This window comes from Lactobacillus sp. ESL0701 (genome assembly GCF_029433445.1).
Taxonomy (GTDB): Bacteria; Bacillota; Bacilli; order Lactobacillales; family Lactobacillaceae; genus Lactobacillus.
Genome location: NZ_JAQTIC010000004.1, coordinates 112580 through 129910, shown reverse-complemented (window position 1 = coordinate 129910; position 17331 = coordinate 112580). Strand labels below are relative to the sequence as shown.

General features: G+C 37.2%; 15 protein-coding genes and 1 other annotated feature. Of the genes, 2 read left to right on the top strand and 13 right to left on the bottom strand.

What is annotated here, in order from left to right:
* Nucleotides 1-107 precede the first annotated feature (107 nt).
* The 5 genes from PT281_RS04560 to PT281_RS04540 all read right to left on the bottom strand — a co-directional run bounded on the left by PT281_RS04560 (nucleotide 108) and on the right by PT281_RS04540 (nucleotide 9164).
* A complete protein-coding gene (locus PT281_RS04560; protein WP_348635621.1) occupies nucleotides 108-2153 on the bottom strand; it encodes a copper-translocating P-type ATPase in 2046 nt (681 codons plus the stop codon).
* A gap of 137 nt (nucleotides 2154-2290) precedes the next feature.
* The gene (brnQ, locus tag PT281_RS04555) at nucleotides 2291-3667 is read right to left on the bottom strand and encodes a branched-chain amino acid transport system II carrier protein (RefSeq protein ID WP_277152464.1); all 1377 of its coding nucleotides are present in this window, start codon (nucleotides 3665-3667) and stop codon (nucleotides 2291-2293) included.
* Between the two features lie 464 nt (nucleotides 3668-4131).
* Nucleotides 4132-5514: a branched-chain amino acid transport system II carrier protein gene (gene brnQ, locus PT281_RS04550; protein WP_277152462.1), complete on the bottom strand. Its 1383-nt coding sequence runs from the start codon at nucleotides 5512-5514 to the stop codon at nucleotides 4132-4134.
* 113 nt (nucleotides 5515-5627) lie between these two features.
* Nucleotides 5628-5878 (bottom strand) — a binding site (T-box leader).
* Nucleotides 5879-5955: 77 nt separating this feature from the next.
* A complete protein-coding gene (locus PT281_RS04545; RefSeq protein WP_277152460.1) occupies nucleotides 5956-7371 on the bottom strand; it encodes a DASS family sodium-coupled anion symporter in 1416 nt (471 codons plus the stop codon).
* Entirely contained in the window at nucleotides 7371-9164 is a 1794-nt protein-coding gene (locus tag PT281_RS04540) for an FAD-binding protein (protein ID WP_277152458.1), read from the bottom strand. The genes PT281_RS04545 and PT281_RS04540 overlap by 1 nt, the downstream gene beginning before the upstream one ends.
* Before the next feature lie 215 nt (nucleotides 9165-9379).
* Between PT281_RS04540 and PT281_RS04535 the strand changes: the two genes are divergently transcribed.
* Nucleotides 9380-10261, top strand: coding sequence for a LysR family transcriptional regulator (locus PT281_RS04535; protein ID WP_277152456.1), 882 nt, complete (start codon nucleotides 9380-9382; stop codon nucleotides 10259-10261).
* A gap of 37 nt (nucleotides 10262-10298) precedes the next feature.
* Here the strand turns inward: PT281_RS04535 and PT281_RS04530 are convergent, their stop codons facing one another.
* From PT281_RS04530 to PT281_RS04495, 8 genes are all read right to left on the bottom strand, one after another.
* Nucleotides 10299-11021 carry an MIP/aquaporin family protein gene (locus tag PT281_RS04530; protein ID WP_277152454.1) on the bottom strand — a complete coding sequence of 241 codons (723 nt, stop codon included), beginning with the start codon at nucleotides 11019-11021 and terminating at the stop codon, nucleotides 10299-10301.
* A gap of 412 nt (nucleotides 11022-11433) precedes the next feature.
* Entirely contained in the window at nucleotides 11434-11994 is a 561-nt protein-coding gene (gene lepB / locus PT281_RS04525) for a signal peptidase I (protein ID WP_277152452.1), read from the bottom strand.
* Nucleotides 11995-12119: 125 nt separating this feature from the next.
* On the bottom strand, nucleotides 12120-12839 hold the full coding sequence (locus PT281_RS04520; RefSeq protein WP_277152450.1) for an MIP/aquaporin family protein: 720 nt from the start codon (nucleotides 12837-12839) through the stop codon (nucleotides 12120-12122).
* Nucleotides 12840-12959: 120 nt separating this feature from the next.
* Nucleotides 12960-13331 (bottom strand): dihydroxyacetone kinase phosphoryl donor subunit DhaM, encoded by a 372-nt coding sequence (gene dhaM, locus PT281_RS04515; RefSeq protein ID WP_277152448.1) that lies wholly within the window; start codon nucleotides 13329-13331, stop codon nucleotides 12960-12962.
* Nucleotides 13328-13912 (bottom strand): dihydroxyacetone kinase subunit DhaL, encoded by a 585-nt coding sequence (gene dhaL / locus PT281_RS04510; RefSeq protein WP_277152446.1) that lies wholly within the window; start codon nucleotides 13910-13912, stop codon nucleotides 13328-13330. The genes dhaM and dhaL overlap by 4 nt, the downstream gene beginning before the upstream one ends.
* 12 nt (nucleotides 13913-13924) lie before the next feature.
* The gene (gene dhaK / locus PT281_RS04505; protein ID WP_277152444.1) at nucleotides 13925-14923 is read right to left on the bottom strand and encodes a dihydroxyacetone kinase subunit DhaK; all 999 of its coding nucleotides are present in this window, start codon (nucleotides 14921-14923) and stop codon (nucleotides 13925-13927) included.
* Between the two features lie 121 nt (nucleotides 14924-15044).
* Nucleotides 15045-15527 (bottom strand): nitroreductase family protein, encoded by a 483-nt coding sequence (locus PT281_RS04500; RefSeq protein WP_277152442.1) that lies wholly within the window; start codon nucleotides 15525-15527, stop codon nucleotides 15045-15047.
* Between the two features lie 19 nt (nucleotides 15528-15546).
* A complete protein-coding gene (locus PT281_RS04495; protein ID WP_277152440.1) occupies nucleotides 15547-16176 on the bottom strand; it encodes an SLAP domain-containing protein in 630 nt (209 codons plus the stop codon).
* A 199-nt stretch (nucleotides 16177-16375) separates the two neighbouring features.
* On the opposite strand from PT281_RS04495, the gene PT281_RS04490 reads away from it, so the two are divergent.
* Nucleotides 16376-17230, top strand: coding sequence for a glycosyltransferase family 8 protein (locus PT281_RS04490; protein WP_277152438.1), 855 nt, complete (start codon nucleotides 16376-16378; stop codon nucleotides 17228-17230).
* Nucleotides 17231-17331 lie beyond the last annotated feature (101 nt).

Sequence of the window (17331 nt, the reverse complement as noted above, 5' to 3'; positions counted from 1 at the left end):
CTTTCTCCAAGTAATAAAATCTAAACATTAATCACAATTATACTATATATTTTTACATAAACCGAATTATTTTTTAAAATCTGATGTATTTTACCCTAAATTGTTAATTATACTTTCAACGTTTCAGCATTAATTGCAACAATTACTGTTGATAAGGACATTAAAATTGCGCCAAAGGCAGGATCTAACATGATCCCAAGAGGTGCCAAAATACCAGCAGCTAATGGTAGAGCTATAATATTGTAACCTGCACCCCACCATAAATTTTGAACAGTTTTACGATGGGTATTTCGTGCCAATTCTAAAAAGTTAACAATATCTGATGGCCGACTATTAACCAAAACTACATCTGCGGAATCAACTGCAACATCTGTACCGGCACCGATAGCGACACCAATATCTGCTCGTGCTAGACTTGGGGCATCATTAATGCCATCACCGACCATCATTACTTTATTGCCCTTTTGTTGTAAACCTGTAACAATTTTTTCTTTATCACTCGGCATTAATTCAGCATGAACCTCAGTAATGCCTAATTGCTGGGCAATACTCTGTGCTGCCTGCTGATTATCGCCAGTTAACATCACTGGTGTAATGTTATTCTGTTTGATCTTGCTGATTAATGAAGCTGCATCTGGCTTAATCTGGTCACCAACAGCTACATAACCCAATACCTGCTGTCCTTGGACCAAATAGCTAACTGTATAATCACCAACTGCAATTTGCGGGAAGTCATGAACCTGCTCACGGGCTGCTTTTTCATTGATTAAAAAATATTTCTTACCGGCAATTGTCGCCATTACCCCCTTACCGGCAAGATTTTTACTATCGGTAATTGGTAAAGGAGGGATTTCATGAACATGTGCAAACTGTAAAATACTTTGAGCAATTGGGTGCGTTGAATCTTGCTCAAGTGAAGCAATCAGTGTTAATAAGTGTTTTGATGATATTTGCTTATTTAAACTGGCATATTTGCGAACCTGAAATTTGCCTTCAGTCAAAGTACCAGTTTTATCAAGCAATAAATAATTAATTCGTGGACTGATGTCAATCACATTCCGATTTCTAATTAACAAACCATGTTTAGCTCCAAGAGACATACTTTTTGCACTAACCAATGGAATTGCTAATCCTAGTGCATGTGGACATGCAATTACCAAAACCGTCACCATTCGTTCAAGTCCGGCAGCTATCCCTTGATTAGCAGTCCAAACAATTAAAGCAATTACGCCAATAATTAGCGCAGCGTAAAATAACCAGCTTGATACTTGAGCAGCAAGAGTTTGCAATTTTGACTTGTTCATTTGCGCAGATTGGACTAACCGATTAACATTAGCCAAAAAGCCGCTGTTTGCTGAATTAGTTACTTTAATTGTCAATTTTCCTGAGCCATTAATTGCACCGCCAATTACATGGTCACCCTTTTTGCGTGTGATTAAACGTGCCTCTCCAGTAACTAAAGATTCATTAACATCGCTTGATCCGGCAATGATATCGCCATCAAGCGGGATACTTTCACCAGCTTTGACTACTACCACAGCATCACTTTTTACTTGCGCCAAAGGAACATCAATTGTTCGATTATCCTTTTGAACATGAACTTTATCTGGCAATAATTTAGCTAGATCATTAACAGAACTGCCAGCCCGCATAATCGAATTCATCTCAATCCAATGGCCTAACAGCATAATTAAAATCAAAGTGGCTAATTCCCAGAAGAAATCCATCACGTGATTAGAACTTGGGTTGATATTATTCTGAACAAACGCGTACAAACTATAAATGTAGGCTGTAATAATCCCTAATGAAATTAGCGTCATCATTTCTGGCTTCTTATCTTTTAATTCATAAAAAGCACCCTTGAGAAATGGCTCACCACCATAGATAAATAAGGCAGTCGCAAATAGCATTACGACCCATTCTGACCCAGGAAAAGAGAATTGGAAGAACAAGTGAACTCCCATCGCGGGGCTCAAAAACAAAATTGGTAATGCTAAAATTAACGAGAACCAAAATTTCTGCTTTAAATTACCCATATTCATCATGTGCCCGCCATGCATCATCATGTCACTATTGTGCATTGACATTTTGTCATCATGCATCATCGACTGCTTATGATCCATCTGCATTTTATGATTATCTGTCATGTTCATTTTTGCCAAAATAAATCAGTCCCATCTTTTTACAATTAATTTTGTCTAGTCTGCACTTTTAATCTACTGTGGTAAACGCTTGATGTCAAAAATTCGGCACTAAAAAATCTAGGATTATAATCCTAGATTCTCATTAATTATTTTACTAATTTTGCTTTACGATAAAAATGACATGCTAAACCAATAATTAAACCAATTAAAGCCGGAATAATCCAGTCCATGCCAATTGACGCAAATGGCAAAATCTTTAATTGAAATGCACGAACTTGCAGTGCCCAATGTGTTTGGCTGATAACTGGCGGGAACGAGGCAATCATATCAAAGATTGCAGGAATAATTGTAAACACAACTACCCAGAAATAAACTATCGGGTCACGATCAAACCAACTAGCGGTGATTGATAAAATAATTAGCACCATCGCAATTGGATAAATAAACATTAGCATTGGCGTTGACCAAGAAATAATTGTGTCCAAACCACAGTTAGCAGTTAAGAATGAGGCAAAAGTCATAATGCCAAGCCAAGCATGATAACTAACCTTACTAAAACTACGATGAAAGTCTTGGGCAAATGCAGCAATCAAACCAACTGCAGTTGTCAAACAGGTTAAGGTAACTAAAGTTGCCAATAAGGCATGCCCGATATTACCTAAATAATAGGTAACAATTTGGTTAAAGACAGTACCACCATCTGGTGAAATTTTGTAATGATTAAGCGTGGTTGAACCAAGCCAAATCAAGCCAATATAAATGATACCAATCGCGCTAGTAGCCAGTACCCCCGCACGAGCAGTAACTTTAGCATTACTTTTAGCACTTGTCTTACCTAATTGCCGAACAGCCGAAACAATCGTATAACCGAAGGCTAGACCTGCTAAGGCATCCATTGTGTTATAACCTTCTAAAAAGCCGTTAAAAAATGGTGCACTTTTGTATGCTGCAGTTACTGGTTGCTGTTTTGCTGCTCCCATTGGCGAACAAAAGGCCATTAAGAAAATTACAAAAAGCAATAGCAAGAAAATTGGATTTAAAATTCGCCCAATACTGTCTAAAATTGATGATTGTTCATAAGAAATGATAAATGCCAAAATAAAGAAAATTGCGGAAAATATTAGTAGACCAGGCTTAGCAAATTTTTGTGGTAAAACTGGCTGTAATCCAACCGAAAAAGAAATACTCGCTGTTCTTGGAGTAGCAAATAATGGTCCCAATGTTAAGTGGATTAAAACCATAAAAACCAAAGCAAATTTAGGTCCCAGTGGTCGCCCAATATCAAAAACTCCTTTGGCATGGCTGGCACTAATTGCCAAAACCGCACATAGTGGGAGCAACACGGCAGTAATTAAAAAGCCAATCGTGGCAATTCCCCAATTAGCACCAGACATTTGTCCCAGATGAATTGGAAAGATTAAGTTCCCTGCTCCAAAAAATAATCCAAATAATAATGAAGCAACGACCAAATATTGTTTCCACGTTAATGGTTTGGTATTTAAGTCTTGTTCAATTTCTTCCATTTAATTAACCTCCAGTTTTATTTAATGCAATAATTTAGTTATTATTGCTAGCACACGTATTTTTTCAAGGTTGTCACTTCCTATAAAAGCGAAAATATCTAATTACAAAGTAACTAAAAAAGCACCCTTGATTATAAAAAATCAAGGGTGCTTTAGCACGGTACCACCTATCTTACTGTTAAATCTAATTTTGCTTAAACTTAGCAGTCACTTCATGTACGGCAATTACTTGCGATACACTAACACGTTAATGGGTGTCACCAATACTAGCTACTTGTACTTCACTAGATAGCTCAAAGTTACTTTCAAGTTGCTGTCGTGGTTCATTTTCACCATCTGAACTCTCTGTGGCACTACTTGCAACTGTACTCTTCTTTTCTTCGCTTGTTAAATATTAATAATATTCTAATCATCGACCCATTCTTTGTCAACTAAAAAACAAAAAAATTTGATGCAATGAACGCTTATGCCTTTGCCTGAGCTGTTCTTTCTTTAATAAAATGGCAAACAAGCCCAATAACTAAGCCAATAAGAGCAGGAATTAGCCAATCCATACCAATTGCCGCAAATGGTAAATACTTTAACTGCACGGCATGTAAACTCGAAACCCACGAGCTTTGACTAATTACTGGCGGCAAGGCCGCAACCATATCTAAAAAGGCTGGAATTAACGTAAATAATACAACCCAAAAGTAAACAATAGGATCACGGTGAAACAATGAAGATGTAATTGACAGTAAAATCAATACGATTGCAACTGGGTAAAGGAACATCAGCATGGGCGTTGACCAAGAAATAATCGTATCAAGACCAAAATTAGCAGTTAAAAATGATGCTAAGGTCATCAAAAATAACCAAGTATGATAACTTATTTTAGAAAAGCTACGGTGAAAATCTTGAGCAAATGCGGCAATCAAACCCACTGCAGTTGTTAAACAGGTAACCGTAATTAATGTTGCCAGCAATGCATGACCAAAACCACCAAGATAATAGGTAACAATTTGATTAAAGGCAACCCCACCATCTGGCGACAACTTGTAATGATTTAATGTCGTAGCGCCAAGCCAAATTAACGCAATGTATATTAAGCCAATCGTACCTGTTGCCAAAACGCCGGCCTTAGCGGTTACTTTGGCATTACTCTTAGCAGTCGTCTTGCCCATTTGGCGGACAGCAGTTACCACTGTTACCCCAAAGGCCAACCCAGCCAAGGCATCCATCGTATTATATCCTTGCAAAAAGCCATTAAAAAATGGTGCCTGTTGGTAAGCTAGGGTAACTTTTTGCGCGTTAGCACGTCCCATTGGTGAGAAAAAGCCCAGCAAAAAAATTACGAACAATAATAGTAAAAAAAGTGGATTTAAGATTTTGCCGACGCTAGTTAAAATATTGGATTCCTTATAAGCAACTAAAAAGGCACAAATAAAAAATAATGCTGAAAAGATAAACAGACCGGTTTGCGCCCATGACTTAGGCAGCATTGGTAAAACACCAACTGTAAATGAAATACTGGCAGTCCGCGGTGTCCCAAAAAGTGGACCAATCGTTAAGTGAATTAAGATCATAAAGACCAAGGCAAAAGCTGAACCAAGGGGTAGACCAATATCATAGACCCCTTTAGCATGTGTCATGCTAATCGCTAAAACTGATAGTAATGGCAGTAAAACCGCAGTTACCAAAAAGCCAAGGGTTGCTTGCCCCCAATTGGCTCCTGCCATTTGACCCAAGTGAATTGGAAAAATTAAATTACCAGCCCCAAAAAACAAACCAAACAGCAGCGAGGCAACAACTAAATACTGCTTCCAAGTCAATGGTTTTTGATTAACATCTTGTTCTAATTCATCCATACTTAACCTCCATTTTAATAAATTGTCTAACTTTTACTTGGATGCTAATTTTAACTTTCATGAGTCCATCACCTGCCCTATTTTTAGCAATAAAAAAGCACCCTTGAATTTACTTCAAGGGTGCTTACTTGGCACGGTACCACCTATCTTACTGCTAAATCCAGCTTTGCCTAAACTCAGCAGTCACTTCACGTACGGCAATTACTTGCGATACGCTAACACGTTAATGGGTGTCACCAACTCTAGTTACTTTGTTCACCAGATAGCTCCAAGGGATTTTCTGTTTGCATTCGTGATTCCATTTCAGTAGCCGGAACTCTCTGTGCATTACCTGCAAACATACTTTTCTTTTCATCGCTTTTTAAATATTAAGGATATCTTAATAATCAACTCATTATTTGTCAAGTAGAAGTTATGCTTATCTGCAATCTGTATTAATTTTTACCACATTCCAATTACCTTAGTCCATAGCAATCCGCCGCCAAGCCAGATAACGTTAAGGACAACACCGATAATCGCACTTAGTTTCCACCAATCTTTATTAGATACATATCCAGTTGATGAAAGTAAAGCAGCAGGGCCAGCAGAATAAGTTGAAGTAGATAAGTACAATGAACCATCTAATGCCAGCATTAAAGCAGCCATCAATGGCGGTACACCAGCACCAATTGCAACAGACAAGAATCCGGCATACAAAGCAGAAATCTGCGTTGTAATACTTGGGAATAAGTAGTGTAAGTAAAAGTAAACCAGGTAAAGAATTACTAAAACCCAAATCCAGTTCATGCCATGTAATGCATTACCTAAAGTCTTTGAGAACCATGGGAAGAAGCCTAATGTCATCAACTTCTGGGACATTAACATGATAATTGACAACCAAGTTAAAATATTCCAAGCAAAACTTTGTCCAAGTAAGTCCTTAACATTAATTACTCCTGTAATTAATAATAAGGCTACGGCAATAAAACTAACTTCGGTTGCATCAATTCCAATTTTCGAACCTACAAGCCATAAGACAACTGCCAAGATAAAGACAGCAGCCATGATTTTTTCTGCAACAGTCGTTTTACCCAATTCTTTTAATTTGGCATCTGCCCATGCATGAGCGTTTGGTGTTTCTTTAACTTCAGGCGGATAAATCTTATACAAGATGAATGGCACGACAAGCAAAGAAATAATTCCCGGGACAATTGCGGCAATAAACCATTGCATCCAAGAAATTGAAACATTCTGCGTCTTGGCAATTCCCAATGCCACCATATTACCAGCTAGCCCAGTAAGGAACATGGTTGAAGTAACAATATTGACTTCATATTCATTAAAAACTAAGAATGAACCCATTTTTCTTTGGGTTCCCTTTTTAGGATCTGAACCCATTTCTTTTGATAAATTATCAATAATTGGATACATGATACCATTAACCCGAGCATTATTACTTGGGATACCAATTGCTAGTACAGTTTCAACCATTGATAAGGCATAAGCCAAACCCAAAGTTTTCTTGCCAAAAGTTTTAACAAAGAAATAGGCGATCCTCTTGCCTAAGCCTGACTTAATAAAACCAGCAGCCATGAACATACACATTGCAACCATCCAGGCAGTTGAATTACCAAAGCCAGCTGCAACTTCGTCCATTTTAAAGATACCAGTTAAGGTGGCAACAACAATTGCAATAATTGTGACAGCCATCATCGGTAACGGCTTAGTAACACAGGCAATAATCGTTGCAATAAAGATTGCAAACAGATGCCAAGCAGGAACACTGATTGCCCCTGGCTTTAATGGCGTTAATAGCCACAAAATGATGCCAACAGCTAAGGGCAGCACCCATTTTTTCCATTGAAATTTATCTAACATTAGTTTTCTCCTTTATTTTTGGCGTTACTAATCGCTTGCTTAACTGCAGCTTTAAAGGCAGCACTAGTTACACTCGCACCACTAACTGCATCAACATCAGTAGTCTGCTTAGCCAACATTTCTTTAGTTAAAGCCGGAATAGCACGTCCACCAAGAGATGGCGTTTCTTTCTGTTGTAAAGTTTCAATATTAGTAATTTTATTGTTATTGGTAGTTACACGGACAACAATTGGAACATCGTTAATTCCATTTTCGCTAATTCCAATACCTTGATTTGGACCAGCTTCATAATCACTTGATGAAGCATGAGCATCAGATTTTAATTCTGGTACTTCACTTGCATGACTAATAACATCAAAGTCGACAATCTTCCGTTTTGGCCATGCAGCATTTTCCCCTGCAATTTTGCCAGAAATTAGTAAATCTGCAATACTATTAGCACCAATATACTTAGTAGCAAAAATATCTCCTAATTCCCCTGCTTCATATAAATGAGGAATTACATTATTGGCCATATCAAGTACTTCACATTTTTCATTGCGGCGACCGCCACCATGAGTATGTAAAATATTATGACGAATCGGAATTGCATAGTATGGTCCCACACCGAAGGCCCGCATTGTTTCAATATTACGATTTAAAAACATGTCGCGCTTAGTTACTTCAACTAAAAAGCCGAAATCATCAACAGCCTGTTCTAATTTAGGAGCATCAATTTTCTTAGCTAATTCGGCAATTGAGTCAGCTTTAATTGAATAGGAGATTAACTCCTTGATTTGATCAGCTTTATCAGAAGTATCGCTAGCCAACTGCTCGTATTGTCTTTGATCCATCACAATGTGAGGATGGTTTTGATTAGGCAGCATAATCCAATTACCGTGATTATATTTATAACCATGACGATCTTCTTCATCTTCGCGATAATAACGGGTACCATCATCACCTGCGACAAAAATACTGCCGTTGAATAAACTCTTCCAGTTAATCATGTAGGCAAATTTTTCTCTTGGTTTGCCTTCATTTAACGAAAATCCGTGCGAATCATAGTTGGACATATGCCATAGACGCGCACCAGCTTCAACAGCTAAATCAATCCCTTTACCTTGGTTGTACAATGTTCCAATTGGTGCTAATGATCCTTGTCCTAAAAAGTTCTGCACCATATCCTGATTATTTTCAAAACCACCACAGGATAGAACCACACCATTTTTGGCAGCTACATAACGAACCTGATCCTGGTGCTTAATTTGAACACCTAAAATTGTTTTTGTTTCCGGATCTTGAATCAAGTGTTGGGCCGGACTTGAAAACCAAATATCAATTTTATCTAGTCGTTCATAAACTTTTTTACGTAATAATTTCCAAAAACCACCGTTATACATTCCTTTTGTCATTGTTTGTGAACGCATAGTAGCAGCATGACGATATTCTGGATATTCACCTTGAGGTCTTCTACCTGTATATTGTGCATCAATTCCAAAATATTTTTTTGAATATTCTTTCATTTGCAAAACATTGTTAACAAAAGTGTCTAGATCTTTAGGATCATACTTGAATGGATAATAAGTTTGCTTATAATAATCACGCAAATCAGCAAAATTATCACTCCACGCAAAAGCCCCGCCAGAATAACGGGTATTGCCACCTTCTTGACCTTCTGGAGCCGAGTCGATTAATAAAACTTTAGCATTATTATCAGCTGCGAACCTAGCAGCGCCAGCGCCTGCACCACCAAAACCAACAACAATAACATCGTAAACTGCATCCCATTTAAGTGCTGAATTGTAAATCAAAATAATTACCTACACTTTCATAAATCTTTACTAAAAATAAATATATCGGTTTCATAAATATAAATCTACTTTATTTTTAGCAGAAATTGCTTGCAAGCAGTGATAGCAATCATTGATTTATCAAGTGTTTATTGTCATTTATCAAGCAATTTAATATAATATAAATAGATTCACTTATAAATATTATTTATTGATTTTTAAAGGTATACCTCAGAATGAATGAAAAAGATTTGATTTATTTTTGCAAATTAGTTGAACTTGGTAATTACACTACTACTGCCGCTTATTTTGAAGTTACACAGCCAACAATTTCAATGGCGATTAAACGACTTGCTAAAAAGTTCGAAGATCCATTAATTATTCAAAAAAACCGTAAAAGTAAGTTGCTTTTGACTAATGCTGGCGAATTACTTTACCAAAAAGCTAAAATCCTGATCCAAGATATTGCAAGTATTGATTACGATGTTAAACACGCAAGCGACAAAAAAATCCGACTCGCCTTTTCTGGCGAAGCCGGAAGTTCCTATGTTCCTGATATTATTCAAAAGTTTTTTCAAGCAGGACTTATCCATTTACTCGATACTCACATTGAGCGATCAGCTGATGCTTTTTCCGATCTGACCAATGGTAAAGTGGACGTTGCAATTTATTCTTGGATGATTAAAATCAACGATCCAGATTACTTTATTCATAATTTACATAAAACAGAGTTAGTAATCATTACCGGTTTAAACGATCCCTGGCATGACGTTCATGAAATTAGTGCTGCAAAATTACGTAATAAGCGTTTTATTGCTCGTGAACGTGGCTTCTTGACCAGAGAATGTCTTGAACAAGAAGCAAAATTTGGTAATTTTACACCTAATATAATTTATACGGCAACAACAATGAAATTAATGATTGATCTTGTAAAACGTAATGTTGGTATTGCATTAGCAATGGAAAGCAGTGTTAAAGATGTTGCCGGAATTCATCTTGTTCGCCTGCAGCCGGGACAAAAATTATGGGCCTACATGCAGATTGCAATGCGCAAAAGTTTTATTCCCAATAAGTACCAACGTGAAGGAATTGAAATTTTGCGCCATTTTAAGCCATAAAAATAAGCTATTCGAATTTGAATAGCTTATTTTTATTTTATCTAAGACCAACGAATAATAAGGCAGCTAAAATTCCACCAACAAACGGTCCAACAATTGGTACCCAACTATAAGCCCAATCTGAGTTACCCTTGTTAGCAATTGGCAATACTTGGTGAGCAAGCCGGGGACCAAAGTCACGGGCTGGGTTAAGTGCGATTCCCGTAGGACCACCAAGTGAAAATGCAATCGCAGTAATTAAAGTACCTGCAAGAACAGGATTAAGTGCCGGATTCACACCACTCTTGCCAAATGCTAGCAGTCCATATACTAAAACAAATGTTGCTAACATTTCTGCAAAAAAGTTCCAAAAGTAATTTCTAATGGCAGGTGCCGTAGCAAAACTGGTTAAAATTGCTTCTTGATCTGTAGTTTCTTGCCAATGTGGATAAAACATCAACCATACTAAAATTGCACCAACAAATGCACCGGCAACTTCCGCAATTATATACGGCAAAACATAAGACCATGAGAAACTACCTGAAATTGCCATGGCAACAGCAACTGCTGGATTAAAGTAACCGGGGGTCAGCCATTTGACAAAGTATACTGAAAACGTAATTGCCATACCCCAGCCAAAAGCGATACCAACCCAATTGGCGCCCTTAGCCTTTGACTTAGACAGTCCCATATCAGCACAGACACCGTCTCCTAATAAAATCATCATTGCCGTTCCAACAAATTCACCAAGCAATTGCATACCCAAACTATTATGTAACATTTTAACTCCCAATCCTTCTAAAATTAGTAATTGAATTATTAACCTCATATTTATAAATATTAAACATAATGGAAGCGCTTGATTAAAATATATAATATTTTTTCACAATTGTAAATAGTTTTTTAACAAATATTTGTTTGAGCATAAATGTTGTCATTTCAATAAAATTATGGCTTTTATTTTTTTATTTGTGAAATGGTTTGTGAAATTTGTTCCATTATTCATAGCAGTCAAATATAGCGGTATTATTAATTTATCTGTGAATATAACAGTATGTCTATTGGAATTATCATCATTTTAACTACTTGCTTTATAAGAAAAAGATGATATTATTCCTGAGCATGTGATTTTTTGCTTTAATTAAAAAATCCCCCAATAATTAAATATTGGGGGATTTCCAAATTATTTACTTTTAAAATGTTTGGATTTTATTAAGCGGCCAATAACGTAAGACTACCTTGCCAATTATTGCTTTTCTTGTTATCGGACCAAAACGACGTGAATCCTTTGAAATATCCCGGTGGTCGCCCATTACCCAATAATGACCTTTAGGAACCTGATACGTAAAATTGGTTGTATACGTTTGGCCAATTGCATTATCAGCTTTCTTATAATCATTTTCTAAATAGGGTTCTGGCAATAATTTACCGTTAACGTACAATTTGTCATTTTTAGACACGATTTTATCACCAGGCATGCCGATTACCCGCTTAACATAAACTGAACCTGGGGTATCCCGTGCGGCTTTAGGCGCATACAGAACAACCACATCGTTTCGCTTAAAGGAGCTATGACGCGATGCAATCAAACGCTCATTACCTTCAAAGTTGGGCTGCATTGAATTGCCAGATACCCGATCATTTGAAATTACAAAAGTCAGCAGCAGATAACATATTCCTAGAACAACTGCCAACATTACAATCAGTTCACGAAAGAAACTGCCCCAACCTTCATCATTATTTTCTTTTTTCATTAAAATCTCTCCTTATATTTTGTTATTATATACCAAAATAAATTGTAAGCAAAAAATCCTTTAGACAAAATTGTCTAAAGGATTTTTAAAAGTATCAGTACTTTTATTTAGTCAACAAGTAATAATTATTTAATTACTAAAAATAATAATGCTGCTAAAATACCACCAACAAATGGTGCAACAACTGGAACCCAAGCATATGCCCAGTCAGACTTGCCCTTATTAGCAATTGGGAACAATTGGTGAACCAATCTTGGTCCCAAATCACGAGCTGGATTAAGAGCAGCACCAGTTGAACCACCTAATGAAAGGCCAATAGCACCTAATAATAAACCAGCAACTAGTGGATTTAGACCTGGAGCAAATTGACTCTTACTAAAGGCTAATAAGCCAAAGACAAGCATAAATGTCCCAATCATTTCCGCAAAGAAATTCCAGAGATATTTTCTAATGGCAGGTTCAGTTGCAAAAGTGCCCAAAATAACGTCTTGGTCTTCAGTTGCCGCAAAATGAGGGTAATATGTCAGCCAAACTAGAATACCGCCAACAAAACCTCCGGCAACTTGAGCAACAAAGTATGGCAAAACAGAACTCCAAGGTAAGTTACCAACAATTGCCATTCCCAAGGTAACAGCCGGATTCAAATGTCCTGGACTAAGCCAACTTACACAGTAAATCCCGAAAGCTAAGGCAAAACCCCAGCCCAGAGTAACTGCTAGCCAGCCAGCACCATTGCCTTTTGACTTTTTCAAATTAACAACGGCACAGATGCCATCACCAAACAAAACAAGGATAGCGGTTCCTAAGAACTCACCAAGCATTTGCATTGTTAAACTATCATGCATTCTTTTTCTCCCTCACTTAAAAAGCATCAATACATTAATTTTACCTTAATCAATGATAACTTAACTTGTGAAGATGAAAAACTTTTTTGCTTAAAATTAGGTAATTAGAAATGAAATTTCCTAGTCTTTTACAACCAGTGGCTTAAGTTGAACTTCGACTTCTGTACGTGTGACACCAGCTTGAATAAGTGACGCAGCTGTATATGCTCCCTCAATAAAAGCCGTATTATATAAATAAACTGGCTTATCGGTCATTTCAATTGCCATTTCTAAATTCATCTTGGCACTACCAAGGTCATAAAATGCTAAAATTTCGTCAGCTGTGTTATCTGCAAAGGACTGCATAATCTTATCCATACTAGTCCCAATATCACCATCGTTAGTACCACCTGCAACAGTAATTGGGACATCAGCGGCGACCTGGTCTAATAATTTTTTTAAGCCACTGGCAATTTCTGGAACGTGCGAAACCAAAGTAATTCCTAAACTCATAATAACCCCTTTGTTTCTAGCATTGCTTCAAATAAGTAGCCACTAGATTGCGAGCCGGGATCAACATGACCCTTTGACCGCTCGCCCAAATATGAAGCGCGACCTCTTTTAGCAATCATCTCCTTAGTAGCCCCAACAGCTGCTGCTATCTTGTCTTGCGTCAGATTGCCGTCCTTGACATCAGGAATTAATGCCTGCCAAACATCAACCATGGTTTTATCACCTGGTTTTGCGCCACCGCGCTTCTCAATGCCAGCTAGGGCAGCATCCAATAATTCACCTAAATCCGTCGTGGTATTGCTTTTTTTAGCCATTTCCAAAAAGGCAGTACCATAAAGCGGACCAGAAGCCCCACCAACAGTTGAAATCAACGTCATTGCAATGGTTTTAAAAGCTGCAGTCACGCTAGCCGGCTTTTCCGCCAACTTTTGACTGACCGCTGTCATCCCACGATTCATATTAAAACCATGGTCACCATCGCCAATTGGCGTATCTAAATCACTTAAAAATTGCTGATTTACGGCAATTTTAGCCGCAAAATTATTCATCCATTCTGTTAAAGTATCGACTGTTAATGTCATGTTTAACCCTTTCTATTTCCAAGCAATTGTTGCAACTGGCATCTTTAATGCCTCAAGCCACTTGTCATCCTTTAATTCAAACATGGTAAGTGATATTCCCGCCATATCAAGCGATGTCATGTAATTGCCGATTTTGATAAATGCTGGCTTAATCTTAAATTGCTCAAGTTTGTTTAATAAATCATTACTAAAAATATACTGTTCCATCAGCGGTGTTGCGCCCATACCATTAACAAGTACCGCATATTTTTTACTGCCATCAAGATGCATTTCGCCATCAAGCTTATTAACTAATTCTTCAACCAAATCCTTGGCAGGCTTAATCTTTTCACGACGATAACCGGGCTCTGAATGGACACCAACGCCAAACTCAATCTCGTCATCTTTAAGAACAAAACCAGGTTTACCAGTTTCTGGGTTAGTTGCTGCGGACAAGGCAACGGCGATTGTTTTAATATTTGGCAAAACCTGCTCGGCTAATTCCGCAATTTCATCAAGACTAGCACCATTTTGCGCAGCGGCTCCAAGTACCTTATGCATAAATAATGTCCCCGCTACGCCACGCCGACCTTGCGTAAAAGTACTATTTTCAACGGCAATATCATCGTCAACAACGATTGACTTAATCTTAATATCATCCATTTCTGCCAAATCCTTCGCCATGTCAAAGTTCATGATGTCACCAGAATAGTTTTTAATTATTAAAAAAACACCCTGCCCTTGATCGACAGCCTTAATAGCTGCATAAATTTGATCTGGTGTCGGTGAAGTAAAGACCTGCCCGCAAACAGCTGCACTTAACATCCCTTTACCGACAAAGCCTGCATGAGTTGGCTCATGTCCAGAACCACCACCGGAAACAAGCCCGACTTTGCCTTTCATCGATTCCTTGTCTGACCGCATAACAGCTTCAGTATCAGGAACCTGTTCAATAAATTGGGGATAGGACCGAACCATACCAGCAACCATTTCTGGTACTACATTAGCAGGATCATTGATAATTTTTTTCATTTTGGATCTTCTTTCAGTTTGCAACATAAAATCTATTACAATCTGATTATATCAGCAAGCGCTTCCATTAGCTAATATAATTATTAACAAAAAAAGCGAAGATTACTCTTCGCTTTTAAAACTATTTTCGAATTACTTGATATCGGTTCGACCGATCTTCATCTGGTGCTTCCCCAGCATGACCAACGGCTACAACTACCGAAGTTATAAACCCTGGAGTAATACCTAATTCAGCTTGCAAATCTGGTGCAGTATTTAGCTTTCCAGCAGCCATCATTAAGTAAACGGAACCTAAATCAAGATTGGCCGCTTCGACCATAATATTTTCGGCAGCAGCTGAAGCATCTCGCTCACCGTAACGACTCTTCTTTTGAATATTAATTACAAATAATAGTGGCGCACCATAGCAGGCATTGTCAGTTACTTGTTCAATCTTTTTTAGTAAATTCTCATCTTCCACTACTGTCATTTGCATAGCCGTTGTTTCATGCATGCCACATGGCGATGCTTGGAACGCCTTAATCAATTGTTCAATCGCTGCTTGCGACACCTTTTCATCGGTATATTTGCGAACAGCAACGCGCTTTAAAATTGGATCTGACATTTTAGGACTTCTTTCTCAATTATTGATTTAAAGGTAGACCACTCTTATGATTCAAGTCTGACCACTTAATGTAGTATGTCTTTAAACTTTCAACAAATGTAATGCCAACAAATTTAGTTTTATGAATTTTCTTAGTTTTAATTACTAAAACATTTTGTCCTTTAGCAATTGTTCCACCCAAGTTCTTGCCCTTACTGTTATAAGCATAAGCTTTACGCTTTAATTTATAAGATGCTGCTGGTGAAGTTTTTACGTTTTTAGCATCAATATATTGTTTCTTATTATCAAATTGTAATAAACTCTTGCCTTTAGTTGAAGTAAAACCTGTAACGTAAATAAACATGTTCTTCTTTAACTTGGTTTTACCTGTTTTAGCCTTGTTGCCCTTATCATCATAAATAGTTGAATTTTTCTTCAGCTTAACATACTTATTAATGTAGCCTAAAGCAGCTGTATCGCTTGTAGAACCACTAGTTGCTGATTGGTTATCAGAATTAGATGTTCCTGTCGCATTTTGTTGCTGATCAGTATTAGCAGTCTGGGTAGTAGTTGGTGTATCTTCAGTTGCCGCATTTACTGGGACTGTTACAGCTAAGCCAAGTGACAAAGAAGCTGCACCAACCATGCCTAACAATAATTTTTTCTTCATATTCACACCTCATAATGTAATCATTTAAATTCTTACGATTTATTTTACTACATTAACTTTGTAATTACTCCTGATAAAAATAAATGTAATAATTTGTAATTTCTTCTCGAGCTGCTAAATAATAAAGTTTAGCTTTAAAACCAAAATAACTTATAATAAATATAATGTAATTATTACTGCTATTTTCAGAAAGATAAATATGGAAAATATAAACGATAATCTAATTGAAATCTTAGTTACTATTGATCAAAACTACATTAAACCACTTGAAGTCATGATGTATTCACTTAAACTTAATAATCTGCAGCAACAGATGCGCGTTTGGATAATTTACGATAATATTAGTGCCCCTGCTTTAACTGCCTTGCAAAACTTTGGTCAAAAAATCGATATCCAGGTTGAAGCTTTAGCAATGAATGCCGACTTTACCTTCCCAGAATCCCTACTAAACCTGCATGATTACCCACAGGAAATGTATTTTCGACTATTATCCGGCAAAATCTTACCTTCTAAATTGCACCGTATTATTTATCTTGATCCTGATATTTTAATAATTAATTCAATTAAGCCACTATGGGATTTAGATTTACAGGGCAAGATGTTCGCCGCGGCTGCTCATGAGGGGCTAACCGATATCATGAGTTCAATTAATAATATTCGTTTAGGAACCACAACTGCCTACTTTAATTCTGGTATTATGCTGATGAATTTGGACCAGATGCGGCAAAAAGTTAAACTTGATGATCTTATCGACGCAATTAACAAGCATCATGACACCTTGATTTTACCCGATCAGGATATCCTAAATTACTTGTATGGTGAAGATATTCTTCAAATTCCGGAAACAAAATGGAATTATGATGCGCGTGCTTATTCGGTTTATTTAACTAGGAGCGCGGGTGAAGATAACCTTGAATGGGTAATGCAAAATACTTCAATTCTGCATTTCTGTGGCAAGCCAAAACCTTGGCAAAAAGAAAACCATTCACGCTTTAAAGTACTTTACCTAAATTATCAGCAAATGACTAACAATTTAACAAAAGTAAAAAAATAATTTGCACAATCGCAATTTTTCTATTGAAGGTCTGCTTAACTGTGCTAAAATAATTAAAGTTGCTGGATATCAAGCGACACAACGCATCACGTTAATTACGT